The sequence below is a fragment of the Bacillus sp. SSR7 genome (assembly GCF_055902415.1).
In genome coordinates this window covers 11,408-36,005 of the sequence record NZ_JBVVXV010000008.1, presented here as the reverse complement: position 1 = coordinate 36,005, position 24,598 = coordinate 11,408, and the positions used below count along the sequence as shown (strand labels likewise).

Sequence of the window (24,598 nt, the reverse complement as noted above, 5' to 3'; positions counted from 1 at the left end):
GCGTGGTACAAGTATGAGGGTATCAGTTATTATTCCGGCGCATAATGAAGCGAGTACTTTATCACAAGTCCTAGTAGAAGTGGAGAAATTGAAACCATATGAAATTATCGTAGTAGATAATGGATCGACAGACGGAACAAAAGAAATAGCCTTACAACATCATTGCCATGTCATTTATTATAAATATTCTCTTGGTAATGATGTTGGACGGGCAATTGGTGCAAGAGAAGCAAAAGGCGACATTGTTTTGTTTTTAGATGGTGACATCGTCATTGATAATAAAGAATTGCAACGTTTCATAAAAGGCATTCAGCAAGGTAACCAAATTGTTGTGAATAATTTAACATGGTCTGTTTATTTAAAGATGAGACCGCATTATACGACAGTTGGAAAGTTTATGTTGAATCGTTATTTGGATAAAAAAGAGCTTGTTGTTGGTTCTTTAATCGCTATTCCACATGCAATGAGTAGAGAAGTTATTCAAAAGTTTGGTTGGTGGAATTTAGCCGATCCAGCACTATTTCAAGCGATGGCGATGTCTAGAGGAGTAGATATTGTCGATATGGCTTCGGTCGATGTCATTCATACAAACAAAGTTCGTCCTGTTCATACTGGTACATCAACCGGTTCTCCTTATCCGAAAGCGACTAGCCGCATTATGGGGGATCATTTACGTGCTTTGCAATACGTAATCGAAACCTATGGTAAGCGTGGTGGTTTTTCGGAAGGAAATAGGGATAGAGAGTTTATAGGAAAGTATAAACCAGTTATATTACAAAAGAAAAAAGCAAAATATAGTGCCATTATCCCTGTATCAGAAGAGAAGATGACTATAAGATCTGTTATACAGGAAGTAAAAAAAGCAGGAGTAGATGAAATTATAGTTGTTGCGAATGGAGCCGATGGAGCGACAATTGAACAAGCGAAGTCAGAGAATGTTATTGTTCTTGAATTTACGAAGGCGCTTGGACATAATGTAGCACGAGTGATAGGTGCCATGCATGCCACGGCCGATATTTGTTTATTTGTCGATGGTGATTTTGTTATTCCGGGAAAAAAATTAATTCCATTTTTACATGCGATTGAAGATGGGCATGATGTGGCATTAAATGATTTACAGTGTCTATTAGATATGTTTCATCCAGCAGACCCAATTAGTATGGGGAAATATTTTGTGAATTTGGTAGCGAAACGACCAGATTTATGGAATAACTCATTAACGGCAGTACCACATGCTATGCATAAAAAAGTAATAGAGAAAATCGGATATGATTCTCTTATCATTCCGCCACTCGCTCAAATGAAAGCTATTTTGGAGGGATTCTCTATTACAGCGGTAGAATTTGTAGATGTTATAAAAACAAATCGAGTAAGACCAGAGCAACATGGATTTGTAAATGGACGTATTCCAGCATTTGACCGTATTTTCGGTGATCAACTTGAGGCAATTGCATATTTATTGCAATCCACAGATGAACGCGGGAGTTTTACAGATGGAGAGCGGGATAGAAATATAATTCAACAATTGAGAAAGGAAGAAGAGAATACAGATGAATGTTAGTAGTACAGTTGCTATTATCGGATTAGGATATGTTGGCCTTCCTTTGGCAGTTCATTTTGCAGAGAGAGGACATACAGTAATTGGATTAGATAAAGATACTAGAAAAATAGAATCGATTATAAAAGGAGAAAGTTATATTCCAGATGTTGCTTCTAAATTGTTACAAAGTTTATTGACTAGAAAAAAATTAATAGTAAATACACCGGATCAAGGTATTGCTGATTTTCAAAATAGTAATTACGTTATTGTCACTGTTCCGACTCCAATTAATGAAAAAAGAGAACCAGACTTAAGTGCCCTCATTTCAGCCTCGCATTATATACAACAACACCTTCAAAAAGGACAAACCTTCATTTTCGAAAGCTCCACATATCCAGGTACGCTCGAGGAAGTTATCATTCCGATTATTTCTCAAACAGGAAAAAAGGTAGGAGAAGATTTCTATATCGGATATTCCCCTGAGAGAATTGACCCAGCTAATAGTCAATATTCCGTTCAAACGATTCCAAAAGTCATTAGTGGACAAACAGAAATGTGTAAACAAAAAGTACAGGCTTTGTATAGCACTATATTTGATGTAGTTGTTCCAGTTAGCTCCCCAAAAGTAGCAGAAATGTGTAAGCTATTTGAAAATATTCAGCGCTTAGTCAATATTTCATTAGTAAATGAGTTAAATACACTATGTGAAAGTTTAGGAATTGATTTTTATGAGGCACTTGAAGCGGCATCTACAAAACCATTTGGATTTACCCCATATTGGCCAGGACCAGGAATAGGGGGACACTGTATTCCGGTAGATCCTTTATATTTCCAGTGGAGAATAAAAAAGAATGGAGCAATGAGTCAATTAATTGAGGCGGCACATGTAATTAATGAGGAAATGCCAGAAAAAATGGTCCGGAAAGTAAAAGGTGTGGTGCAATCACCTGCAACGGTTTTAATTGTAGGGATTGCATATAAAAAAGATGTAAATGACTTAAGAGAATCACCGGCGTTACCAATTATTGAATTGTTAATAAAAGAAGGATATGAGATAGAGTATCACGATCCATATATTTCTTCTGCAAAATTTGGAGATAAGGTGTATCAATCTGTTTCTTTGGATGAACAAGTCGTTAAACAAGCGGATTGTATTTTAATTTTAACAGACCACTCTAATATCGATTGGAAGGTTTTTAAAGGGATAAAGCAAGTCGTAGATACACGTGGAATTATAAAGAAGGTGAGTGTATGAGTAAGAAATGTTTAATTACGGGTGGAGCAGGATTTATTGGATCGCATTTAGCTGAAGAGCTGGTGAAAAGAGGTTATGATGTCACTATCGTTGATAACTTCTATAAAGGGAAAAATAAATATCATGATGAGTTAATGAAAGAAATTCAGGTTATTCCAATAAGTGTTTTAGATCAAAATTCTATTTATGAATTAGTGAATCAACATGATGTAGTGTTTCATTTAGCAGCAATTTTAGGTGTGAAAACGACAATGGAAAAGAGTATAGAGCTTATTGAAACGAATTTTGATGGAACGAGAAACATTTTACAAGCAGCGCTAAAAGGAAAGAAGAAAGTAGTTTTTGCGTCTACTTCAGAAGTATATGGTAAGGCAAAGCCGCCCTTTTCTGAAGAAGGAGATCGATTATACGGTGCAACCTCTAAAATACGTTGGAGTTATGCAATTTGTAAAACGTTAGAAGAAACATTATGTTTAGGATACGCTTTAGAAGGTTTACCTGTAACGATTGTTCGTTATTTTAATATTTATGGTCCAAGAGCGAAAGATGGTCCGTATGCAGGGGTAATCCCACGATTTATCCGCGCAGCACTGCGAGGAGAAGACATTCTCGTATATGGAGATGGAAAACAGACACGTTGTTTTACGTATGTAAGTGATGCGGTAGAGGCAACGATTCGAGCAATGGATGAGAAGGTAAATGGTGAGATTATTAATATAGGTTCTGAGAATGAAAAGAGTATAAAAGAAGTAGCAGAAGTAATCAAAAAGCTAACGAAATCTTCTTCAAAGATTGTTCAAGTTCCTTTCGAAGAGGTATATCCACATGGCTTTGAAGAAATTCCAAATAGAAGACCAGATGTAACGAAATTAAGAGAACTTGTTCAATTTCAAGCGAAAGTAACGTGGGAACAAGGGTTGAAAGAAACTATTAAATGGTTTCGTGAAGAAAACAATGGCTAAGTCACTATCCATTATTATACCTGTATGTAATGAAGTGGATACGATTTCAGACGTTATTCAATCGGCAAAAGGATTAAATCCAGTAGAGATTATTGTAGTAGCAAACGGTTGTAATGATGGTACAGAAGAGGTTGCTGATCGTTTAGGGTGTAAAGTAATCAAGTATACAGAGCTATTGGGGAATGATGTTGGCCGTGCAGTTGGCGCAAAACACGCGATAGGTGACGTATTACTATTTATAGATGGAGATTTTGCTATTCAAACTTCAAAATTACAATTATTCCTAAATCCAATTTTACATGATCAGGCCGACATCGTTTTAAATAATTTGGATGCGTTATTTTTAAAGAAACAAAAACCGCACTCAGTGACAGTATGGCGCCAAATATTAAATGCAATGCTAGAGCGTGAAGAGTTAAAGATTGATTCTTTATTATCTGTACCTCACGCGTTGACGAAGGAAGTTGTTCAAAGTATTGGGTATGAATGTTTTGTTAATCCAATTGTCGCTCATTTACGTCTTGTTCAAAGCAAATGGAGAATTAGTCGACATTGTGCAATTGACGTTATTACACCAAATAAATTTCGGCCGACCGAGCATGCTGCGTATGGCACGGGGCTTTCTCATTCTGAAAAACGGATGATAGGTGACCATATAGAAGCTTTAGCGGAGCGAATAGTAGGTAGCGATGAGCGCGGAGGGTATTATGATGGAAATAGGGAAAGAGATAGTGTCTATCATACTTTAGATTTTGAAGATTTTTATCAAGGATGGGGCGTTACATCTAATTTGTATAAGGGAAAGCAATTATCGGTCATTATTCCTGTACAAGATGAAGAGAAAACAATTGGAAACGTTATAGAAGAGCTTCGCAAAATTGAACCTTTTGAAATTATCGTTGTTGTAAATGGTTCGTCTGATCAAACAGCAACCATTGCAAAAGAAAAAGGAGCAACGACAATTGTATATAAAGAAGCACTCGGAAATGATGTGGGGCGCTCACTTGGAACGTATTTTGCAAAAGGAGAAATTGTGTTATTTATAGACGGCGATTTTGTTATTCCAGCTAGGGAATTATATCCTTTCGCAAAAGCTATTGCAGATGGAATGGATGTCGCCTTAAATGATTTAAATCATTATTTAGATTTAAGAGTACCGCTTCATCTTGTAACTGCATTTAAATATGCATTAAATTTAGCTTGTGATAGAAAAGATCTAGGAGTAGGCTCTCTTATCGCTGTACCGAATGCGTTTAGTCGTAAGTGTTTGAAAGAAATCGGATATAGATCCTTACTTTCACCTTGTGTAGCCCAAGTGAAAGCTATTCTGTCAGGATTCGAGATTGCGTGTGTAAGTCGTGTAGAGGTCGATAAGATGAACCGTATTCGTCCCAGTGAACATTTTGCTAAAATAGGTCATCCACCAGCTGTACTTCGAATTATTGGTGATCATATGGAAGGATTAGAACAATTAATTGTATTAACAGGCAGTCGTGGTGGATTCCATGATGGAAATAGAAAAAGAGATGTTTTAGAGTAGTAACAAAAAAAGTGTACAACATATGTACACTTTTTTGTTCTGCTATAAAAACTATAACAGATTAGGAGATAAGAGTATTACAGCTCTACAATGGGTATTGTTCTTATATTACAAAATAGGACTCGTATATAAGAATACCAAAAAAATACAATTAAGGAAAGGGTTAATTTTAAAGACTTTCAAATGAAGTTAACACTATGTATATAGTAGTTTGCTCAATATTTCACAAACATGTCACAACTATTTCGTTCACTTTCGTAAAAAAGTAGTATTCTAAGTGTGTAAGCTGTTATATAAAAAATCTTAGTCCTGTACTAATCAAAAATGGAGGAGATTAGGATGACTCAAGTATTAGAAAATGTTAAAAACGCATGGGAAAACTTTAAAGGTGAAAAATGGAAAGCAGAGATTGATGTTCGCGATTTCATTTTAAATAATGTAAACGTTTACGAGGGAGATGAATCTTTCTTAGCGGGAGCAACTGAAGCAACGAAACAACTTTGGGATCAAGTAATGGATTTAACAACGAAAGAACGTGAAAACGGTGGCGTTCTTGATATGGATACAAAAATTGTTTCTTCTATTACATCACATGAACCAGGATATTTAAATAAAGAGACTGAAAAAGTAGTCGGTTTCCAAACTGATAAACCATTTAAACGTTCTTTACAACCATATGGTGGTATTCGTATGGCGGAACAAGCTTGTGAATCTTATGGATACGAAATGGATAAAGAGCTTAGTCGTATTTTCAGAGATTGGAGAAAAACTCATAACCAAGGTGTATTTGATGCTTATACACCAGAAATGAGAGCTGCTCGTAAATCAGGTGTTATTACTGGTCTTCCAGATGCATACGGACGTGGACGTATTATCGGTGACTACCGCCGCGTAGCATTATATGGAGTAGATCATTTAATTGAAGCGAAGAAAGTAGATTTAAATTTAACTGGCGGTGTAATGAGTGAAGATACAATGCGTTTACGCGAAGAGTTATCTGAGCAAATGCGTGCACTGCAAGAGTTAAAACAAATGGCTGCTTCTCATGGCTTTGATATTTCTAAGCCAGCAACAACTGCTCAAGAGGCATTCCAATGGTTATACTTCGCATATCTTGCAGCAATTAAAGAGCAAAACGGAGCTGCAATGAGTCTTGGACGTACTTCTACATTCTTAGATATTTATATTGAAAGAGATTTAGCAAACGGTACTTTAACAGAAGAAGACGTACAAGAAATTGTGGATCACTTCATTATGAAATTACGTCTTGTGAAATTTGCAAGAACACCTGATTATAATGAATTATTCTCTGGTGACCCAACTTGGGTAACTGAGTCTATCGGTGGTATGGCATTAGACGGTCGTCCATTAGTAACAAAGAACTCATTCCGTTTCTTGCATACATTAGATAATTTAGGACCAGCTCCAGAACCAAACTTAACAGTTCTTTGGTCTAAACAATTACCACAGAACTTTAAAAACTACTGTGCGAAAATGTCTATTAAAACATCAGCAATTCAATACGAAAATGATGACATTATGCGTGCTGATTACGGTGATGATTACGGAATTGCTTGTTGTGTATCTGCAATGAGAATTGGTAAACAAATGCAGTTCTTCGGTGCACGTGCAAACTTAGCAAAAGCATTACTATATGCGATTAACGGTGGTAAAGATGAAAAATCTAAAGCACAAGTTGGTCCTGAGTACGCACCAATTACTTCTGAAGTATTAGATTATGAAGAAGTTATGCATAAGTTTGATATGACAATGGAATGGTTAGCGGGTCTATATTTAAACACATTAAATGTTATTCACTACATGCACGATAAATATAGCTACGAACGTATTGAAATGGCTCTTCATGATACAAATGTTCTTCGTACAATGGCAACAGGTATCGCGGGTCTATCTGTAGTAGCAGACTCTTTAAGTGCAATTAAACATGCAAAAGTAAAACCAATTCGCGATGAAAACGGAATTGCAGTTGACTTTGAAATTGAAGGAGATTTCCCTAAATACGGTAACAATGACGACCGTGTAGATGAAATTGCTGTAAATCTTGTGAAAACATTTATGAATAAACTTCGTAAACACAAAACATATAGAAATTCTGTTCATACAATGTCAATCTTAACAATCACATCTAACGTTGTATACGGTAAGAAAACTGGTAACACTCCAGATGGTCGACGTACTGGAGAACCATTTGCACCAGGTGCGAATCCAATGCATGGACGTGATACAAAAGGTGCGTTAGCTTCATTATTATCTGTAGCTAAATTACCATATGAAGATGCACAAGATGGCATTTCTAATACATTCTCTATTATTCCAAAAGCACTTGGTAAAGAGGATGAAGTACAAGTACGTAACTTAGTATCAATGCTTGATGGTTATGCAGTAAAAGAAGGCCATCACTTAAATATTAACGTATTTAACCGTGAAACATTAATGGATGCAATGGAACATCCTGAGAAATATCCACAATTAACAATTCGCGTATCTGGTTACGCTGTAAACTTTATTAAATTAACTCGTGAACAACAAATCGATGTAATTAACCGTACAATGCATGAAAGCATGTAAATGAAAAAAGTGTCCCTCTGCATTTTATAAATAGCAGAGGGAGGCTGTTTCAATAAAGGAGGAAGTAACATGGTAAAAGGAAGAATTCATTCTGTAGAGTCTTGTGGTACTGTTGATGGCCCAGGAATTCGTTATGTCATATTTACACAAGGGTGTTTATTACGTTGTCAATATTGTCATAATGCTGATACGTGGGAGATCGGTAAAGGAAAAGAAATAACAGTCGAAGAAGTAATGCAGGATGTGACATGTTACCTTCCTTTTATTGAAGCTTCCGGAGGCGGTATAACAGTTAGTGGTGGGGAACCATTATTACAGCTAGATTTCTTAATTGAATTATTTAAGAAATGTAAGGAAATTGGAATCCATACAACAATTGATTCTTCGGGTGGTTGTTATTCTGAAGAACCAGAATTCCAAAATAAGCTAGACATTTTAATGGATTACACAGATTTAGTTTTACTGGATTTGAAACATATTGATTCAAAGAAACATCGTAAATTAACAGGAAAACCAAATGAACATATTTTACAATTTGCCCGTTATTTATCGGATAAAAATAAACCGATTTGGGTAAGACACGTATTAGTTCCTGGTATTACTGATAATGAAGAGGATCTACAAAAACTATCTAGCTTTATTCAAAGTCTATCTAATGTTCAGAAAGTTGAAGTGCTACCATACCATAAGCTTGGTGTATATAAATGGGAGGCGCTTGGACATAAGTATCCACTCGCAAATGTAGAACCGCCTACTGAAAAAAATGTAGAAGAAGCAAGACATATTTTACAAGCAGTCTAATCCAAATGTTGGATTAGGCTTTTTGCTTTCTTTACAATAAAACCTAGAGTATATATGGAGAAAAGAGTATACTGAAAATAGAATATCCATATTTTTGTAAGGAATAAGTAGAGAAATTTACATAATTGTAAAGGGAAATCAAAATAGTAAAAAGAATTAAGAAGTAAAAGAGTGAGTATCATGGAATAGAGAACATTTGTAAGTTATTGCGAAAGCTCTTATAGGAAAGTATAATGTAAAGATATGAGCACAGATAGGATTAAGGGGTCAATCTTATATGCTTTGCATATCCACGACAGGTACATAGCTGAAAGAGAAATATTAGAGTCTGTTTATGTAATTTTTAAGGAAAATGTTTTTCCTATTGTCGTATATGCAATATGGAGAAACAATAAGCTAGGAGTGGATTTGTTTGATAAAAAACCCCAAGGTTTTAATATTAACTGCACATTACGGAAACGGTCATGTGCAAGTAGCGAAAACATTAGAACAAACATTTCGCCAAAAAGGAATTAAAGATGTAATTGTATGCGATTTGTTCGGAGAATCACATCCGGTTATAACCGATATTACAAAATATTTATATTTAAAAAGTTATACAATAGGAAAAGAATTATACCGCTTGTTTTATTACGGCGTAGAAAAAATTTATGATAAAAAAATAGCATCTTGGTATGCGAACTTTGGAAGAAAACGTTTGAAATTACTTTTACAAGCGGAGAAACCGGATATTGTTATTAATACTTTTCCGATCATAGCTGTACCAGAGTTAAAAAAGCAAACAGGTATTTCAATTCCTGTGTATAACGTATTAACGGATTTTTGTGTGCACAAAATATGGATTCATCGGGAAGTAGATCGTTATTTTGTAGCAACTGATCACGTAAAAAAAGTTATGGTTGATATTGGTGTACCTGCGGAGCAAATTGTTGAAACTGGAATTCCGATTCGTAGTAGTTTTGAGTTAAAGATCAATCCAGACATTATATATAATAAATATCAGTTATGTAAGAATAAAAAGATTTTACTAATTGTAGCAGGTGCTCATGGGGTATTAGGAAGTGTAAAAGAACTATGCCAATCATTTATGTCAGTACCTGATTTACAAGTAGTTGTCGTTTGTGGGAAAAATGAAGCGTTAAAACAGGATTTATTGGGGTTACAGGAAAAAAATCCTGATGCATTAAAAGTATTTGGTTATGTAGAAAATATTGATGAACTATTCCGTGTTACTTCTTGTATGATTACAAAGCCAGGCGGTATTACGTTAAGTGAAGCAGCAGCATTGCAAGTACCTGTCATTTTATATAAGCCTGTTCCAGGACAAGAAAATGAAAATGCGATGTACTTTGAAAGAAAAGGGGCTGCAGTTGTCATTCGTGATGATAGTGAGGTTTTTGCAAAAACAGAGGCGTTATTACAAGATGATATGAAGCTTCTTCAAATGAAAGAAGCGATGAAAAGCATTTATCGTCCAGAGCCGGCTGATCATATTGTGGATACAATTTTGGCAGAAAACCATGTAGAACCGAATCATATACCTATTAAATCGCCTGCTCTTGCACAATTATTTACTTAATATGAAACCCTCTTTTGTATGTTTAAAGAGGGTTCTTTATTGTTTTCCAAGATAAAGACTTATCCACATGAAGATTACGCTTTCATTAAACAGTAAAGTCGGAATATTAACAACCATATCCACATTATCCACAATTTTTAGAAAAATATCCACAATTCTAACATTTGATGTGCGTTACAACATACAAACTTGTGAAGGGTTTTTATAATTTATTCACAATTCTATCAATTATGTGGATAACGTTATCCACAGAAAAAAGGTTCCTTATTTATAAGGAACCTTTTTTCTACTCTATCACGTAGAAAAAATATGTAATGAGAATGAATAATTAGGGGGGAGAACTTCTAATTATTCATTCTCACTTTAAATACTTTTCGAGCGATAACCCGCTGCGCGATCTGCTTTACGAAATTCTCGTTGGTAGAGAACTTCTTGTGTACTAGATAATGCGTTTTTTGCTTTGTCACGTTTCTTTTTATCCATTACAAATCACCTCGTGTCCTAAAGTCACTATATATCGTTTCCAAAGACATGGGGTGATATACGTATATATCAAAATGTTAATGGTTAATTATTATTTCTGAAAATTTAGATTATGCTTCTTTTAAGTGATGAGAATCTTGGAACGTTGTATCTCGCATTGTAGCAAGTGTATATTGATCTTTTGGAATTTCATATAAGTTATATACTTCTTCATTCGCGTTAATTTCATCATAAACGGATTTTCTTGTTTCGTTTGCTAGATTTACATATTGTAATTTTTCTGCAGCTTTAATAGAACGAATATTTATTTTGCGAATACGCATAAAGATCGTTTCAATATCTAACTCGTAGAAAAGTTCGCTAAAAAATGAATCTTTTGCCAATTTATTGTAGCCTTTTCCGTGATAAGGTTTGCCAAGCCATGTTCCAAGGAAGCCGGCTTTTTCTTGCACATCAAATAAAGTAATTGTTCCGATAGGGTTACCCCATTCGTCTAAAATTGTGCGTGAAATTAATTCCCCACGCTCTTCAGCTTCAATCGTTTGTTTCGTTAAAAATAAATATTCCTCATAAGAATAAGCCTTTTGACGCACAAAAGGGAAGACAGCTGGATCCACCATTAACTCGTATAGAACGTGGCTGTCGTGTAAGTCGCGTTTTTTCAACATACTAAATCCTCCTCACACGAGGGTAGCATGACGAAAAAACACCCCACCCTCGAAATTTTTATATCAATCTTTAAAAAATTTCGGGGTGGGAATCGAACCCACTAGAACCAGTTTCTAACGCTGGTGGCGCACCATTTGCCTTCCCCATTCATCAATTTGAAAATGATAATCACGACACAAATTGATTATGGTTTCATTCAGTTTATAATCGTATAATACTTTATCTAGTCAAAAAAATAAACTAGTTTTTTTTATTTTTTTTGTAAATTATTTTTCCATCAATCATAGTTAGTACAGGCTTGGCTAAATAATGGAAAGGATGATGGGTCCAGAGCACAAGATCAGCGTCTTTTCCAGCCTCAATGCTTCCAATTCTATCCTCTAAACGTAAATTTCGCGCTGGAAATATAGTGATTCCTTCTAGTGCAGTTTTTTCGTCTAATCCTTCCCTTACTGCGACAGCAGCACAAACATTTAAATATTGAATGGGTGTATAGGGGTGATCTGTTGTGATGGAAACTTCCACTCCATTTTTTGATAATATATGGTAAGTATCCCATGTTTTATTTTTTAGTTCGATTTTAGAACGGCGTGTAAGCGTGGGGCCAACTGAAACCTTCAAATTGTGTTTTGAAAGTTCTTCAACAATAAAGTGTCCTTCTGTACAATGTTCAATACGTAAATCAAGATTGAACTCTGTTGCAAAGCGTAGAGCAGAACTAATATCATCTGCTCTGTGAGCGTGGATACGTACGGGTATTTCACGGCGTAATGCTTTTAAGATAGGAAGCATTCGAAAATCAGCTTCATGCCCGTAGTGTTGTGCTTCATAGAATGATTCCCGAAGTAATCCCATAATTCCCATACGCGTAATGGACTCTTTTGTGCCATTACTATGGACCTTTTTAGGATTTTCTCCAAAGGCAATCTTTAAGCCAGCAGGTTCTTGAATAATCATATGATCAATACAAGTTCCAGCTGTTTTTATTACACAAGTAGTACCACCGATAATGTTTTGACTTCCTGGCATAACGTGAACAGTTGTGATTCCATTTTGTACCGCATCTTGAAATGCAATATCAAAAGGGTGAATTCCGTCCAAAGAACGGATATGTGGTGTTGAAACTTCAGATGTTTCATTTGCATCATTGCCAGCCCAACCAGTACCTTCATCATAGAGACCAAGATGGGTATGGACATCAATAAATCCAGGTAAGAGATGAAGAGCACGTGCGTCTATAACTGTCATATCTTGAGTAGGTTGAATGGAAGGCTTGACCTCAGCAATTTTTTCTCCTATAACGAGTACATCCCCTTGAAATTTTTGGGATGTAATAGGATAGACAATGGCTTGTTTGAGCAATATTTTCATAGGTACCTCATTTCTGTTACTTTATAATGTTAATGGAATGTAAGGGAAAGTAACTGAAAGATTATTTGTGTAATAATGCTCCGGATGCTAGAAAATAAAAGTTTTGAAAGGGCCCTCTGTAAAACTGTGTTTTAGAAGTACTACATTGTATGCGAAAGTATATTTTGTAATGCATGGTCTATTGACGGAAATGTGTATTGATACCCATGCTCAATTGCTTTACTAGGTAATACATGTTGCCCTTCTAGTACAAGTATGCTCATCTCGCCTAATAAAGCATGAAGCATAAATGAAGGGACAGGTAACCAATGAGGTTTTTTTATTATAGTTGCAATGATTTCTCCAAATTCCTTCATTCTTATAGGATCAGGAGCTGTAATGTTAAGAGGTCCATCAATTTCTTCTTTGTGTATGATGAAATCAATCATGCGAACGACATCATCTATATGAATCCATGATAACCATTGGTTTCCAGACCCGACTGTACCTCCGATATAAAATTGATAGGGAAGTAGCATCTTTGGAAGAGCTCCTCCGTCTGGCCCTAATACGACTCCGAATCTTGCGTAGATTGTCCGTATTCCGAGAGCACGTGCTTTAGATGCTTCTTGTTCCCATGAATATACTGTATTTGCTAAAAAGTCATTTCCAGGAGTCACATGCTGTTCTGTAAAAGACTCGGTTTCAGACGTTCCATAGTATCCAATTGCACTTGCGTTAATAAATGTGTGTGGTTTTGTAGGGAGTGCCTGCAATTGTTTAATGAGTCCTTTTGTTGTTTGAATTCTACTGTTTAAAATGACTTTCTTTTGTTTCTTTGTCCATCTACTATTAATAGACTCTCCAGCTAGATTAATAACTACATCAATAGAAGAGAGGGGGAAGGTTTGTAAATCTGGTGTCCATTGTACATACTGAAGGTTAGGATCGGAAGTTTCAGCAGTTTTTTTTCGTGAGAGAATGTAAACAGTATATCCTTTTTGAATAAAAAAAGTAGAAAGGTATTTACCGATAAAGCCGGTACCACCAGAAATTGCGATTTTCACAATTATTTCCTCCTCATTATATATATTCTTGAAAAGCAAAAACGTTCCTTGACTATGGTGAACTACCCACCACTTAGTATCTCCTACGAGCTTACCCCGAGTGGGGGCTTCTCGGTTCATCGCTACTTTTGATAGCTAGCGAATTTGTCTTAAGACAGCCGAGCTAACTCCCTTGTTCCAAAGGTTATTTTTTACGGTTTATATCAATGCGAATAACCGCATCGCTTCCTTTTTGATATTGATAGCTGCGTTATAGTCACGACTGATTGTTAGTCCACACGAACACGCATACGTACGTTCAGATAGTGACATTTCTTTTTTGTTTCCACAACGACTACACATCTTTGTAGAAGGAAACCATTTATCTATTTTCACAAGCTGTTTTCCTTGTTCTTGTAGCTTATATGCTAAAAATATCGTGAACATCCCCCAGCCGTTATCAGCTACACTCTTACCAAAGCGAAGTGCTCGTGACATTCCTTTCATATGTAAATCTTCGATTGCTACAACGTCAAAATGAGTAGCCAATTCTTTAGACTTGTGATGAAGGAAATTCTTACGTTGATTTGCAACCTTTTCATGCAGCTTCGCTACACGAATGCGTTGTTTATTCCAGCGTACCGAATCTTTCACACGTCTGGCTAATACTCGTTGTGCCTTCGCTACTCACATATAATTCAGCCATTGCAAAGTCTAATCCAACTACACTTTGTACTTCTTTTTGTACAATCTCTTTTTCATATTCAGTCAAGATAGACACATAGTATTTACCGGTAGGTGTCATCGAAATCGTACAAGATTTGATGATATGATTTGGCGGTATCTCCCTATGTTGCTTCAGTTTCACCATTTTCAATTTCGGTAATTTGATATAACCATGAAATAACATAATATTTCCGTTTACGCGATTCGTTGTATAAGATTTTCTACTCTTTCTACTTTTGAATGTAGGAAAATCACTTTGACCACTAAAAAAGTTCTTATACGCAGTTTGCAAGTTTAATTGCGCGTTAGCCAATGCTAAGGAATCGACCTCTTTAAGCCATTCATACTCCACTTTGTATTTCGCAGGAGTAGGGGATTTTTGTTTCTTCAGCTCTTCCTTGTTCTCTTTATATGTTTCGTATATTTCTTTCCGCTCAGCCAGCATTTTATTATACACAAAGCGTACACATCCGAACGTTTTACGTATGAGATGAGCTTGTTCTTCTGTAGGATACAGACGAAATTTGTACGCCTTATTCTGCTTTAGCATTTCCATTCACCTCAGTTTTCGCTTCATTTCCCATAAGCTATGACGGTGATCACACAACCTGAACATTACATTATTATCTACTTTCATTGTTATACCAAACTTTACCTCTTATAAGAATGATTATATCAGAGGCAAAAAAAATCAGAAAACCAAATGTTTGGCTACGCCAAACCGAAATTCATCCCCCACCTACCGCTAGACTATCGTCTTTCACACGCCCTAGGAAGGAGACTTCTTTCGGATAATACGTTAAAATAATAGAGAGGTGAGAGTATGGCTGTCATTACAAAAATAGAAGTGCAAAAACGATCGAAAGAACGGTTTAATATTTATATCGATAAAGGTCAAGGTGAAGAATACGGATTTAGTGTGAATGAGGTAATCTTAATAAAACATGGATTACAAAAGGGCTTAGAAATTGATGAAATAGCGTTAGGAAATATTTTGTACAATGAAGAGGTACAAAAAGCATATTTACAAGCAATCTCCTATTTATCCTATCAAATGAGAACGAAACTAGAAATAGAAGATTTTTTACGAAAAAAAGAAGTGGGGCAAGCCATCATCTCTGAAGTCGTTTCGAAATTATTACATGACCGATATATTAATGATAAAGAGTATGCTATTTTATATACGAGAACGCAAAGTAATGTGAATCGAAAAGGTCCAACGGTTATTAAAAGAGAGCTGTTAAATAAAGGTGTTCAGGATCTAATTATTACGCATAGTTTACAAGAATATCCGAAGGAAAAGCAAATTGAGAATGCTTTAATTCTTATAGAAAAGAAGAAAAAATCTTATCAAAAGCACTCCTTTTTACAAATGAAGCTAAAGTTAGACGAAATGCTCGTTCGTAAAGGATATTCTAGAGATGTGATTCAAATTTGTTTGGAAGAATTGAAAGACGAGAAAGATGACGAACAGCAACAAGAAGCGTTACACTATCATGGGAATAAATATTATGAGAAATATAAGAAGTATGATGGATGGACATTCGAAAATAAGATGAAACAAGCGTTATATCGCAAGGGATTCTCTATTGATGAGATAGAGATATTTTTGCAGATGAAACGCGAAGAGGGATGAGGGGAAATAAGATGAATATGCCAAAGCGCTATAGTGAAATGACACCACATGAGCTAAGGGAAGAAATTGGCCTTTTGAAAGAGCAAGCAATAAAAGCTGAGCAACTTGGAATTGTAAATGAGTTCGATGTATTAATGCGAAAGATAGCAATGGCTCGCGCTTATATGACTGACATAAACAAATTCCATATTGGTGAAACGTATGAATTAGTAGAAGAACCTGGTATATTATTTGAAATTACGTATTTCAATGGGGTATTTGCTTGGGGACATAAGCAAAATGATAATGAAGAGATCGGAATCCCGATTTCTTTATTACAAGAAAAATAAAAACCAGAGAGCGAATATCTCTCTGGTTTTCATCTTTGGTAGGCGTTACAGGAGATAGGAGATTCTAAAATTGGCGTTTTTTACATTCATTCGCCAATATAATGAGAGACTGGGTTTGTTGCGTCTGTCCGTTAACTTGCGCTTTTGCATGTTTCGGACGAGTCCACGTATGGTTAAATAATTCAGAACGACTATCTAAGCGATCACGGTAGCTCATCTTTATCACCTCGTGTAGGAAGTTAAATTACTTTGTACTACTCTTCCTGCTGATTTGCAGCACGCATACGTTCTTGTGGGTGCGTGTTAATTGTGCCGTTAGGTCGTTTCGAAGCGAAGCGTGATTTCGCTTTCGGTTGACCGTCGATTTTGCTGTTGTTTTTTGACTCAGACCAAAATTCGGCTTGTTTACCCATTGCGAACGCCCTCCTCATCATCAGTTGATACCTCTTGAAGAAGTATCAATTATAGAATGTGCAAAATAGAAGAAACTATCCTTTAGAAATGAAGGGATAATTAGGTAAAGGAGATTAGAACATGAATGATATTTATGAAGCATTAACGAAAGAACTATTAGACAAAAATGACAAACTTTCTTACGCACAAGCTCGTGCGTGGGTTGAATTACTGTGGGAAGATTTTCAAACAACTTATGCGAAATCAGGTCGTTATCAAGGAGAAGAAATGACTGAACAAGTGGTGCGATCATGGATTAATAATCATGGAGTACGCCTTCATGAAATGCGTACAAATAATCCGAAATATAGCCATTTAATCAATCAAGAAGATCATTTGAAACATTAAAAAAAGCGACTTAAGTCGCTTTTTTTAATGTGGAAGTAACTCCAGTTTTTTTCGAAGTTTTTCTTCACTAAAGATCCATCCTGTATAGGAACTAATAATATTTAAATTATGATCGAGTTGAACGATTGCAACGAATGGATAATAGTCTTTACTACGATATCGCAAATCAATGAATCGAACTTCATAATAATGATCATAATCGAAAATGTCCCAGCGATATACAGGGGAGAAAGATAAAAATGCTGAGATGTTTTCATCTTGTTTAGCAGCGCGCATAATAGCATTATCTGGGAACGGTACCCGGTCGAATTTATCATATACCATGATGTTACCGCGATGCCATCTAGCAACGTAGTAATAATTGGTTGTAACGATTGCTAAATGATAATGATAAAATCGATAAGAAGGAGAAATAATTATCTTCTCAACATGTTTGAAACGTTTTTGTACAACGCTTCTTATATTTCTATGCATCATAATCCGTCCGATATAGTAAACGATCATCAATATATACGCTGCTAAGGCAGTATACCCTTTATGAGAACCTACGAGCATACAAGCAATTGCGAGTATATGGATGAAGAAAATGACGGTATCGAATGTATTAATGATACCTAGCGCTACCCATTTTTTTGTGAAGGGTCGTAATGCCTGTGTACCGTAGGCATTGAAAATATCTACAAAGACATGAAGAAAGACGGCAATAAATGACCAAAGTAGTAGATGCAAATATGGAGCGTCTGAAAAGAAGGCGAAAGAGATGCCACTTATAAGGAATGACCAAAGAATCACTGCAGGAATGGAATGAGTAATCCCGCGATGATTTCTTATATATTTAGCGTTATTACGTAATTTTAAAACTGTATCGATATCAGGAATATTGGAACCAGCAATTGTAGCGAGCATAACTGCTTGTGGCCCAATATCACTTTGTGCTATGGCTGGATCTAACGTGGCCAAGCTGCCTAGAGTAACGCCCATAACAAGGTGAGTGGCTGTGTCCATAGAAATCCACCTCCGTTTTTTATTAATGTAACTCTTTTTATTCGATACCTCAAGTCCTTTGCCTTCTATTTCCTATGTCATCTTACTTAAATTTTTTCCTAAAATCTTTATAATAGTACTTATATGCAAAAAAATGAGGGGGATCAAGTTTGACACTTGAAATATTAAATAATTTTAACATAGAGCAGTTTCAAAATGATTTAATTGGTTGGTTTGAAAAAGAGCAACGCGACTTACCGTGGCGTAAAAATAAAGATCCATACCGTGTTTGGGTTTCGGAAATTATGTTGCAGCAAACTAGAGTGGAGGCTGTAAAACCATATTACGCGAATTTTATGGGGAAGTTTCCTACTCTAGAAGCTTTGGCAAATGCTGATGATGAAGAAGTGTTAAAAGCATGGGAAGGTTTAGGGTATTATTCTAGAGCAAGAAATTTACATGCGGCCGTAAAAGAAGTAAAAGAAGTATATGGCGGGATAGTACCAAGTGATGTAAAGAAAATTGAAAAATTAAAAGGAGTCGGCCCCTATACAAAAGGTGCTATTTTAAGTATCGCCTATGGTATACCAGAGCCGGCAGTTGACGGAAATGTAATGCGTGTATTGTCTCGCATTTTATCAGTATGGGATGACATTGCAAAACCAAAAACGAGAAAAGTGTTTGAAGAGATTGTGCGTGAAATTATTTCGGCTGAAAATCCATCTTATTTTAATCAAGGTTTGATGGAATTAGGAGCACTGATTTGTATTCCTAAAAATCCAGCGTGCTTACTTTGTCCTGTACGTGAGCATTGCAGGGGATATGCAGAAGGTGTTCAAAAGGAACTACCAGTAAAAAGTAAAGCGAAAGCTCCTACGATGGTACCGATTGTTGCAGGAGTACTTCAAACGGAAGATGGTCGTTACGTCATTAATAAACGTTCAAGTACCGGTTTATTAGCTAATATGTGGGAGTTTCCGAATATTGAACTTGGCGAAGGAATTCGTAATCAGAAGGAACAGCTTACAGATTATATGAAAGAAAAATTTGAGCTTTCGATTTCTATTGAAGAATATGCAATGAATGTACAACACACGTTTACACATCGCACTTGGGATATATTCGTATTTTACGGAAAAGTAACTGGTGATATTGTTGAAACAGATACATTGAAATTTGTATCGAAAGAAGCATTTGAGCAGTTACCTTTTTCAAAATCGCATCGTACGATTTATGAGAGTTGCGTTGAGAAAATTACAATACAATAAATAAAAAAAGTGTTCCCAGATTGGGAACACTTTTTTTAATCGTAAGAAATTCTTGTTCCATGAGTCCAACTAGCGTCACCTTCTTGTAAGCCACCTCTTGATTCAATTTCTATTACAATTTCTTTGTAAATACTTTGACCTTCTGCGTTTAAATACGGCAGAATTTGTTGTAATGAATGATGAAAATAAGCTAATTCGTCTTCTTTCCATTCACTTTTTGAAACCATCGTTAATTCAGTCATATCGCGTCCTATATACATATTTCCACCTCCATTTTCTATAGTTTGAATGAGTGATAAGAGATATATGCGTAATTTTTTAAAAGAAAATTACGGATAGCTTTTAGTTGAATTGGTTACATTATTGATTGTGGAGGTGAGAAAGATGAGTAAAAAACAACAAGGTTATAACAAAGCAACTTCTGGTGCTAGCATTCAAAGTACAAATGCTAGTTATGGTACAGAGTTTTCAACTGAAACAGATGTGCAAGCAGTAAAACAAGCAAACGCACAATCAGAAGCAAAGAAAGCACAAGCTTCTGGTGCACAAAGTGCAAACGCTAGTTATGGTACTGAATTTGCAACTGAAACAGACGTGCATGCTGTGAAAAAACAAAATGCACAATCAGCTGCAAAACAATCACAATCTTCTAGTTCAAATCAGTAATGAAAGAAAAACACTTCTCTAATTCGGGAGAAGTGTTTTCTTTGTGCCTTGGTCATGGTAATGAAAATAAAACGAACGACATAACTTCTAATAAGTCAACAAATGTAGTCAAAGGAGAAGGAAGTTAAAGATTAGAAATATGTAATGAGGAAATAATAACTGATAAATAAATCCAAGAGGGGGTAAGTAATGAACGATTTTGATAAGTTGGTAGGAGAGCAATTGGAAACGATGGATGAGTTGTTGAAGTTACAAGCTCACCTAGAGAAGTATCAGCAAATTGAAATGAGCGAAAAGGATACGTGCGATAAAAAGGAATTACATTTTATTCGCCAAGAAATATATAGAACAGAATTAGCACTTAAGTTATTACATGAGAAATTTGAAGAGCAAACAAATAGTGTGATTCAATCTTTTGAAACTGAAAAAATGATTTCAAATTTAGGATAAGATATATTGTTGCCTTCAGGTGAAAGGTCCTTCTGTACATGGAAATGAGGAAGGCCTTTTTTTATCCCACTTTAATGGGCAGTAAGACCCCCGCCTCAAAATTCAGCGAAAGCAAAGGCGTTAGGTGGGGGATGAAGAAAGCCCCCACTGATTAAAGTTTCACTTTCTTCTCCTTTCCTCGTTTGGCCCTGTCCCCTATGAAAGACTATGGATATGGTATTCAGTGTGAAACATAGAGTCTTATCGCTTTAGTTTTAAAATTTCGACAAAAAAGTTATAATAGAAAAAAAGTGAATGCAGTTTAAAGGGCATTTGCAGTTGAAGGAAGGGAGCATATATGGGATTTCCCAAAGAAGGAGAAAAAGTACAAATACATAGTTATAAACATAATGGCTCCATTCATAGAATGTGGGAAGAGACAACGATTTTAAAAGGGACACAAAGTCTTGTGATCGGAGCAAATGATCGTACAGTAGTGACAGAATCAGATGGCCGAACATGGATTACTCGTGAACCAGCAATTTGTTATTTTCATGCAAACTACTGGTTTAATGTGATTGGAATGTTAAGGGAAGAGGGCGTATATTATTATTGTAATTTAAGCTCACCTTTTGCATATGATTCTGAAGCGTTAAAGTATATTGATTATGATTTAGATATTAAAGTGTATCCAGATATGACATATACGCTTTTAGATGAAGATGAATATGAAAAACATAGTCAAATTATGCAATATCCACCTGTGATTGATACGATTTTAAAACGAAATGTAGCACAATTAACACAATGGATTCATCAAAGAAAAGGGCCATTCGCACCAGACTTTGTAGATATGTGGTATGAGAGATATTTAATGTACAGAAATTAAAACAAACCTGCAGGGGATTTCCCCGCAGGTTTGTCCTATTAGAGGGGGGATTATGTGCAAGGTATAAAAAGATATTTGCAATTTGTTAAACCATATCGATGGCTTATTGCTATTACGATTATGATTGGTCTAGTTAAATTCGGCATCCCGCTCATTATGCCGTGGTTATTAAAGTATATTATTGATGATGTCATTCAGGGCGGAGGGTCACTTCAAGATAAGACGTCCCAACTAGTAACAGCGATTGGGATTGCTTTTTTTATTTTTGCAGTGTTAAGACCGCCGATTGAATATTATCGTCAATATTTTGCGCAGCGTATCGCAAATACAATACTATATGATTTGCGAAAACATATTTTTGGTCATTTACAAAAGTTGAGTTTACGTTATTATTCGAATACAAAAACAGGGGAGATTATTTCACGTGTCATTCATGATGTAGAACAAACGAAGGATTTTGTAATTACTGGTTTGATGAATGTTTGGTTAGATACAGCAACAATTGCTATCGCTATTATTGTTATGTTTTCTATGAATATAAAATTGACATTTGTTGCGCTATTAATTTTACCTATTTATGTAGTGGCAGTGAAATATTTTTTCGGGCGTCTTCGAAAATTGACGAAAGAGCGTTCACAAGCGTTAGCAACGATGCAAGGGTATTTACATGAACGTATTCAAGGGATGCAAGTGACACGTAGCTTTGCATTAGAAGAGTATGAAGGGAAGCAATTTGAAAAAAGAAATAATGAATTTTTGACGAAAGCGTTAACGCATACGAGTTGGACGGCGAGAACATTTTCGGCAGTAAATACGTTAACAGATTTAGGGCCGTTACTCGTGATCGGTTTTGCAGCGTATGAAGTGATTCAGGGGCAGTTAACATTAGGAACTATGGTTGCCTTTGTTGGATATATGGATAGTTTGTATAGTCCACTTCGCCGCCTTGTTAATTCCTCTACGACATTAACACAGTCTTTCGCATCGATGGATCGGGTGTTTGAACTGTTAGACGAAAAATACGATATTGTGAATGTACCAGGTGCGGTACAAACGAAAAAATTAAATGGTGAAGTGATATTTGATAATGTATCTTTTCGTTACAACTCGGATGAAAAAGAGGTATTACATAACCTTTCGTTAACTATATTGCCAGGAGAGAAGGTAGCACTTGTAGGAGCGAGTGGGGGAGGGAAGTCATCTCTTGCTAGTTTAATCCCGCGTTTCTATGATGTCTCTTCAGGCGCAGTTTATGTAGATGGGATAGATGTTAGAAAGTATGATATGAGAAATTTACGTAGTCATATTGGAATTGTACTGCAAGATAATTTGTTATTTAGCGATACAATCGGGGCAAATATTTTATATGGGAATCCGAAAGCTACAGAGGAAGAAGTAATTGCAGCTGCCAAAGCTGCGCAAATTCATGATTTTATTATTGAGTTACCTGATGGTTATGATACTGTCGTCGGGGAACGCGGTGTGAAGTTATCTGGTGGGCAAAGGCAACGTGTAGCGATTGCACGCGTGTTTTTAAAGAATCCATCGTTACTTATATTAGATGAAGCGACTTCCGCTTTGGATTTAGAAAATGAAAGATATATTCAAGAGGCGCTTCAGACGTTAGCTGCTGATCGAACGACGATCATAATTGCACATCGATTGGCGACGATTACGCATGTGGATACGATTATTTACATTGAAGATGGTGAAATTAAAGAAACAGGATCTCATGAAGAATTAATGAAAAAAAGAGGATATTACCACAATTTATATCAACTTCAACATATAACAGAAACAGCTCCTTTAGCGTAAAAGGAGCTGTTTTTTATTCGTCTTCTTTTTTATCGTCGATTTTGAGTTCTGCTTCTGGTTTATGGTATGTGTAGAAGCTATCCACAAGTAAATCTAAATGCTCTACTTCTTCACTATAGTTAATAATAGCAGAAATAAGAGGGAAGAGATGTAGCCATGTTTTATATGCCTCTTCATCATCCTTGTTTTGATATTCCATAAAGATATCAATTAATTCCTGTTTACCTGTTTCAACTTCATCAAGCATTTCAACGGACTGTTGTTTTTTTGCTTTACCAATAAATTTTAATAAAACTTGTTCATGATAATGTGTTAATGAATCAAGTTCGTTCTGAATAGATTCCTGGAATTCTTCTGGCATATAGCGCAGTTCGTTTTCAGTACGATGTAATGATTTTAACGTACTTAAAGCACGACTTGTCGTCGCTAACATTTGTCTGAATAAAACAAGCTTACGAATTTTTGCGAACTTTACTTTTTTCGTATAGCTTCTTTCTTCTTTATACAGCAAATAGTAATGGTTTAGTTTGATCATTTTTTCTTTCATACGATCAATATCAGTTTTTAATGTTGTAAAATCAGAAGCTTGCCTGCTATTCATTCGAATCCATTTTACAATTTCTTCTGTATTATCAACGATGCGATGATATAACTTTGTTTCGTATTTTGGCGGCATAAACACTAAATTTACAAGTGAAGCCGCAATAATTCCAACCATAATCGTCGCAAATCGAAGTAAGGCAAAACTAAAGAAATCTTCACCTTGATACTCCATAATAGCGATAACTGTTACTAAAGCAATTGATATTGTGTTTTCTAATCGTAATTGCAATGTAAGAGCAATTACTAATATACATGTTAATCCAATAATAAAAGGATTATGTCCAAAAGCGGTAGCAAATGCGATAGCGAATACCGCACCAATGACGTTTGCTTGAATTTGTTCAAGTGCAGTTAAATACGAACGGTATACAGACGGTTGAACAGCGAAGATAGCTGAGATTCCCGCAAATACTGGACTCGGTAAGTTAAGTAAAATACAAGCAAATAAAGCTAATGTGATGGCAATACCCGTTTTTAAAATGCGAGCACCAAGTTTCATACCCTTAATAAGATCCTTTCTCTTGTCATAATGAATGTACAACATGATACTATACATTCATTACAATATGTTAGCAAGTGATATTTTAGTGACGTTAATAAGAAATTAAGATTCATTTTATACTTTTTCCTAATTCTTT

General features: G+C 35.7%; 24 protein-coding genes and 1 pseudogene. 15 read left to right on the top strand and 10 right to left on the bottom strand.

Features of this window, described 5'->3' with window-relative positions:
* Positions 1 to 13: 13 nt before the first annotated feature.
* From AC0NJG_RS15735 to AC0NJG_RS15705, 7 genes are all read left to right on the top strand, one after another.
* Positions 14 to 1,561: a glycosyltransferase family 2 protein gene (locus AC0NJG_RS15735; protein WP_474063211.1), complete on the top strand. Its 1,548-nt coding sequence runs from the start codon at positions 14 to 16 to the stop codon at positions 1,559 to 1,561.
* Complete coding sequence (locus tag AC0NJG_RS15730) at positions 1,551 to 2,795, top strand: nucleotide sugar dehydrogenase (protein ID WP_474063210.1); 1,245 nt, start codon at positions 1,551 to 1,553, stop codon at positions 2,793 to 2,795. The genes AC0NJG_RS15735 and AC0NJG_RS15730 overlap by 11 nt, the downstream gene beginning before the upstream one ends.
* On the top strand, positions 2,792 to 3,757 hold the full coding sequence (locus AC0NJG_RS15725; RefSeq protein WP_474063209.1) for an NAD-dependent epimerase/dehydratase family protein: 966 nt from the start codon (positions 2,792 to 2,794) through the stop codon (positions 3,755 to 3,757). Before AC0NJG_RS15730 ends, AC0NJG_RS15725 begins: the two co-directional genes overlap by 4 nt.
* Positions 3,750 to 5,297 carry a glycosyltransferase family 2 protein gene (locus AC0NJG_RS15720; RefSeq protein ID WP_140168514.1) on the top strand — a complete coding sequence of 516 codons (1,548 nt, stop codon included), beginning with the start codon at positions 3,750 to 3,752 and terminating at the stop codon, positions 5,295 to 5,297. Before AC0NJG_RS15725 ends, AC0NJG_RS15720 begins: the two co-directional genes overlap by 8 nt.
* Before the next feature lie 339 nt (positions 5,298 to 5,636).
* A complete protein-coding gene (gene pflB / locus AC0NJG_RS15715) occupies positions 5,637 to 7,886 on the top strand; it encodes a formate C-acetyltransferase (protein ID WP_087952055.1) in 2,250 nt (749 codons plus the stop codon).
* 69 nt (positions 7,887 to 7,955) lie between these two features.
* Positions 7,956 to 8,687 (top strand): pyruvate formate-lyase-activating protein, encoded by a 732-nt coding sequence (gene pflA, locus AC0NJG_RS15710; protein ID WP_087952056.1) that lies wholly within the window; start codon positions 7,956 to 7,958, stop codon positions 8,685 to 8,687.
* 412 nt (positions 8,688 to 9,099) lie between these two features.
* A complete protein-coding gene (locus AC0NJG_RS15705) occupies positions 9,100 to 10,266 on the top strand; it encodes a diglucosyl diacylglycerol synthase (RefSeq protein ID WP_087952057.1) in 1,167 nt (388 codons plus the stop codon).
* Positions 10,267 to 10,629: 363 nt separating this feature from the next.
* On the opposite strand, the gene AC0NJG_RS15700 is transcribed toward AC0NJG_RS15705, so the two are convergent.
* The 5 genes and pseudogenes from AC0NJG_RS15700 to AC0NJG_RS15680 form a co-directional block, all read right to left on the bottom strand.
* Positions 10,630 to 10,749: a YfhE family protein gene (locus AC0NJG_RS15700; protein WP_000358480.1), complete on the bottom strand. Its 120-nt coding sequence runs from the start codon at positions 10,747 to 10,749 to the stop codon at positions 10,630 to 10,632.
* A 110-nt stretch (positions 10,750 to 10,859) separates the two neighbouring features.
* A complete protein-coding gene (locus AC0NJG_RS15695) occupies positions 10,860 to 11,417 on the bottom strand; it encodes a GNAT family N-acetyltransferase (protein ID WP_000914741.1) in 558 nt (185 codons plus the stop codon).
* 241 nt (positions 11,418 to 11,658) lie between these two features.
* Positions 11,659 to 12,789 carry an amidohydrolase gene (locus AC0NJG_RS15690; protein WP_000698299.1) on the bottom strand — a complete coding sequence of 377 codons (1,131 nt, stop codon included), beginning with the start codon at positions 12,787 to 12,789 and terminating at the stop codon, positions 11,659 to 11,661.
* Between the two features lie 140 nt (positions 12,790 to 12,929).
* Entirely contained in the window at positions 12,930 to 13,835 is a 906-nt protein-coding gene (locus tag AC0NJG_RS15685; protein WP_071722311.1) for a TIGR01777 family oxidoreductase, read from the bottom strand.
* 198 nt (positions 13,836 to 14,033) lie between these two features.
* Positions 14,034 to 15,090 (bottom strand): annotated as a pseudogene (locus AC0NJG_RS15680) (RNA-guided endonuclease TnpB family protein).
* 273 nt (positions 15,091 to 15,363) lie between these two features.
* On the opposite strand from AC0NJG_RS15680, the gene recX reads away from it, so the two are divergent.
* Both recX and AC0NJG_RS15670 read left to right on the top strand, forming a co-directional pair.
* The gene (gene recX, locus AC0NJG_RS15675; protein ID WP_087952059.1) at positions 15,364 to 16,176 is read left to right on the top strand and encodes a recombination regulator RecX; all 813 of its coding nucleotides are present in this window, start codon (positions 15,364 to 15,366) and stop codon (positions 16,174 to 16,176) included.
* An 11-nt stretch (positions 16,177 to 16,187) separates the two neighbouring features.
* Positions 16,188 to 16,505 carry a YfhH family protein gene (locus AC0NJG_RS15670; RefSeq protein ID WP_048527867.1) on the top strand — a complete coding sequence of 106 codons (318 nt, stop codon included), beginning with the start codon at positions 16,188 to 16,190 and terminating at the stop codon, positions 16,503 to 16,505.
* 64 nt (positions 16,506 to 16,569) lie between these two features.
* Here AC0NJG_RS15670 and AC0NJG_RS15665 read toward each other — a convergent pair whose 3' ends face one another.
* Complete coding sequence (locus AC0NJG_RS15665; protein ID WP_000122093.1) at positions 16,570 to 16,722, bottom strand: YpzG family protein; 153 nt, start codon at positions 16,720 to 16,722, stop codon at positions 16,570 to 16,572.
* A gap of 37 nt (positions 16,723 to 16,759) precedes the next feature.
* Complete coding sequence (locus AC0NJG_RS15660; protein ID WP_000517891.1) at positions 16,760 to 16,918, bottom strand: small, acid-soluble spore protein K; 159 nt, start codon at positions 16,916 to 16,918, stop codon at positions 16,760 to 16,762.
* Positions 16,919 to 17,039: 121 nt separating this feature from the next.
* Between AC0NJG_RS15660 and AC0NJG_RS15655 the strand changes: the two genes are divergently transcribed.
* Positions 17,040 to 17,306, top strand: a complete 267-nt coding sequence (locus AC0NJG_RS15655; protein WP_000998158.1) for a YfhJ family protein — start codon at positions 17,040 to 17,042, stop codon at positions 17,304 to 17,306.
* A gap of 24 nt (positions 17,307 to 17,330) precedes the next feature.
* Here the strand turns inward: AC0NJG_RS15655 and AC0NJG_RS15650 are convergent, their stop codons facing one another.
* Entirely contained in the window at positions 17,331 to 18,311 is a 981-nt protein-coding gene (locus AC0NJG_RS15650) for a metal-dependent hydrolase (protein WP_000379127.1), read from the bottom strand.
* A 149-nt stretch (positions 18,312 to 18,460) separates the two neighbouring features.
* On the opposite strand from AC0NJG_RS15650, the gene mutY reads away from it, so the two are divergent.
* On the top strand, positions 18,461 to 19,558 hold the full coding sequence (gene mutY, locus AC0NJG_RS15645; RefSeq protein WP_087952061.1) for an A/G-specific adenine glycosylase: 1,098 nt from the start codon (positions 18,461 to 18,463) through the stop codon (positions 19,556 to 19,558).
* Positions 19,559 to 19,593: 35 nt separating this feature from the next.
* Here the strand turns inward: mutY and AC0NJG_RS15640 are convergent, their stop codons facing one another.
* Complete coding sequence (locus AC0NJG_RS15640) at positions 19,594 to 19,818, bottom strand: hypothetical protein (RefSeq protein WP_001974931.1); 225 nt, start codon at positions 19,816 to 19,818, stop codon at positions 19,594 to 19,596.
* Between the two features lie 124 nt (positions 19,819 to 19,942).
* Between AC0NJG_RS15640 and AC0NJG_RS15635 the strand changes: the two genes are divergently transcribed.
* From AC0NJG_RS15635 to AC0NJG_RS15620, 4 genes are all read left to right on the top strand, one after another.
* Entirely contained in the window at positions 19,943 to 20,224 is a 282-nt protein-coding gene (locus tag AC0NJG_RS15635) for a gamma-type small acid-soluble spore protein (RefSeq protein ID WP_000039045.1), read from the top strand.
* A 189-nt stretch (positions 20,225 to 20,413) separates the two neighbouring features.
* A complete protein-coding gene (locus AC0NJG_RS15630; RefSeq protein ID WP_000997582.1) occupies positions 20,414 to 20,674 on the top strand; it encodes a YgaB family protein in 261 nt (86 codons plus the stop codon).
* A 337-nt stretch (positions 20,675 to 21,011) separates the two neighbouring features.
* On the top strand, positions 21,012 to 21,542 hold the full coding sequence (ntdP, locus tag AC0NJG_RS15625) for a nucleoside tri-diphosphate phosphatase (RefSeq protein WP_000506628.1): 531 nt from the start codon (positions 21,012 to 21,014) through the stop codon (positions 21,540 to 21,542).
* A 54-nt stretch (positions 21,543 to 21,596) separates the two neighbouring features.
* A complete protein-coding gene (locus AC0NJG_RS15620; RefSeq protein WP_087952062.1) occupies positions 21,597 to 23,357 on the top strand; it encodes an ABC transporter ATP-binding protein in 1,761 nt (586 codons plus the stop codon).
* Positions 23,358 to 23,370: 13 nt separating this feature from the next.
* Here AC0NJG_RS15620 and AC0NJG_RS15615 read toward each other — a convergent pair whose 3' ends face one another.
* Positions 23,371 to 24,459, bottom strand: a complete 1,089-nt coding sequence (locus AC0NJG_RS15615) for an aromatic acid exporter family protein (RefSeq protein WP_000765784.1) — start codon at positions 24,457 to 24,459, stop codon at positions 23,371 to 23,373.
* Positions 24,460 to 24,598: the final 139 nt, after the last annotated feature.

Excerpts from the sequence above, each read along its gene's own strand:
- AC0NJG_RS15635 (WP_000039045.1), top strand. The coding sequence starts at position 19,943 with ATGAGTAAAAAACAACAAGGTTATAACAAAGCAACTTCTGGTGCTAGC.
- AC0NJG_RS15615 (WP_000765784.1), bottom strand. The coding sequence starts at position 24,459 with ATGAAACTTGGTGCTCGCATTTTAAAAACGGGTATTGCCATCACATTA.
- AC0NJG_RS15695 (WP_000914741.1), bottom strand. The coding sequence starts at position 11,417 with ATGTTGAAAAAACGCGACTTACACGACAGCCACGTTCTATACGAGTTA.
- pflB (WP_087952055.1), top strand. The coding sequence starts at position 5,637 with ATGACTCAAGTATTAGAAAATGTTAAAAACGCATGGGAAAACTTTAAA.
- AC0NJG_RS15720 (WP_140168514.1), top strand. The coding sequence starts at position 3,750 with ATGGCTAAGTCACTATCCATTATTATACCTGTATGTAATGAAGTGGAT.
- ntdP (WP_000506628.1), top strand. The coding sequence starts at position 21,012 with ATGGGATTTCCCAAAGAAGGAGAAAAAGTACAAATACATAGTTATAAA.
- AC0NJG_RS15630 (WP_000997582.1), top strand. The coding sequence starts at position 20,414 with ATGAACGATTTTGATAAGTTGGTAGGAGAGCAATTGGAAACGATGGAT.
- AC0NJG_RS15735 (WP_474063211.1), top strand. The coding sequence starts at position 14 with ATGAGGGTATCAGTTATTATTCCGGCGCATAATGAAGCGAGTACTTTA.
- AC0NJG_RS15660 (WP_000517891.1), bottom strand. The coding sequence starts at position 16,918 with ATGGGTAAACAAGCCGAATTTTGGTCTGAGTCAAAAAACAACAGCAAA.
- AC0NJG_RS15665 (WP_000122093.1), bottom strand. The coding sequence starts at position 16,722 with ATGAGCTACCGTGATCGCTTAGATAGTCGTTCTGAATTATTTAACCAT.
- AC0NJG_RS15670 (WP_048527867.1), top strand. The coding sequence starts at position 16,188 with ATGAATATGCCAAAGCGCTATAGTGAAATGACACCACATGAGCTAAGG.
- AC0NJG_RS15690 (WP_000698299.1), bottom strand. The coding sequence starts at position 12,789 with ATGAAAATATTGCTCAAACAAGCCATTGTCTATCCTATTACATCCCAA.
- recX (WP_087952059.1), top strand. The coding sequence starts at position 15,364 with ATGGCTGTCATTACAAAAATAGAAGTGCAAAAACGATCGAAAGAACGG.
- AC0NJG_RS15700 (WP_000358480.1), bottom strand. The coding sequence starts at position 10,749 with ATGGATAAAAAGAAACGTGACAAAGCAAAAAACGCATTATCTAGTACA.
- AC0NJG_RS15730 (WP_474063210.1), top strand. The coding sequence starts at position 1,551 with ATGAATGTTAGTAGTACAGTTGCTATTATCGGATTAGGATATGTTGGC.
- pflA (WP_087952056.1), top strand. The coding sequence starts at position 7,956 with ATGGTAAAAGGAAGAATTCATTCTGTAGAGTCTTGTGGTACTGTTGAT.
- AC0NJG_RS15655 (WP_000998158.1), top strand. The coding sequence starts at position 17,040 with ATGAATGATATTTATGAAGCATTAACGAAAGAACTATTAGACAAAAAT.
- AC0NJG_RS15650 (WP_000379127.1), bottom strand. The coding sequence starts at position 18,311 with ATGGACACAGCCACTCACCTTGTTATGGGCGTTACTCTAGGCAGCTTG.
- AC0NJG_RS15725 (WP_474063209.1), top strand. The coding sequence starts at position 2,792 with ATGAGTAAGAAATGTTTAATTACGGGTGGAGCAGGATTTATTGGATCG.
- AC0NJG_RS15640 (WP_001974931.1), bottom strand. The coding sequence starts at position 19,818 with ATGTATATAGGACGCGATATGACTGAATTAACGATGGTTTCAAAAAGT.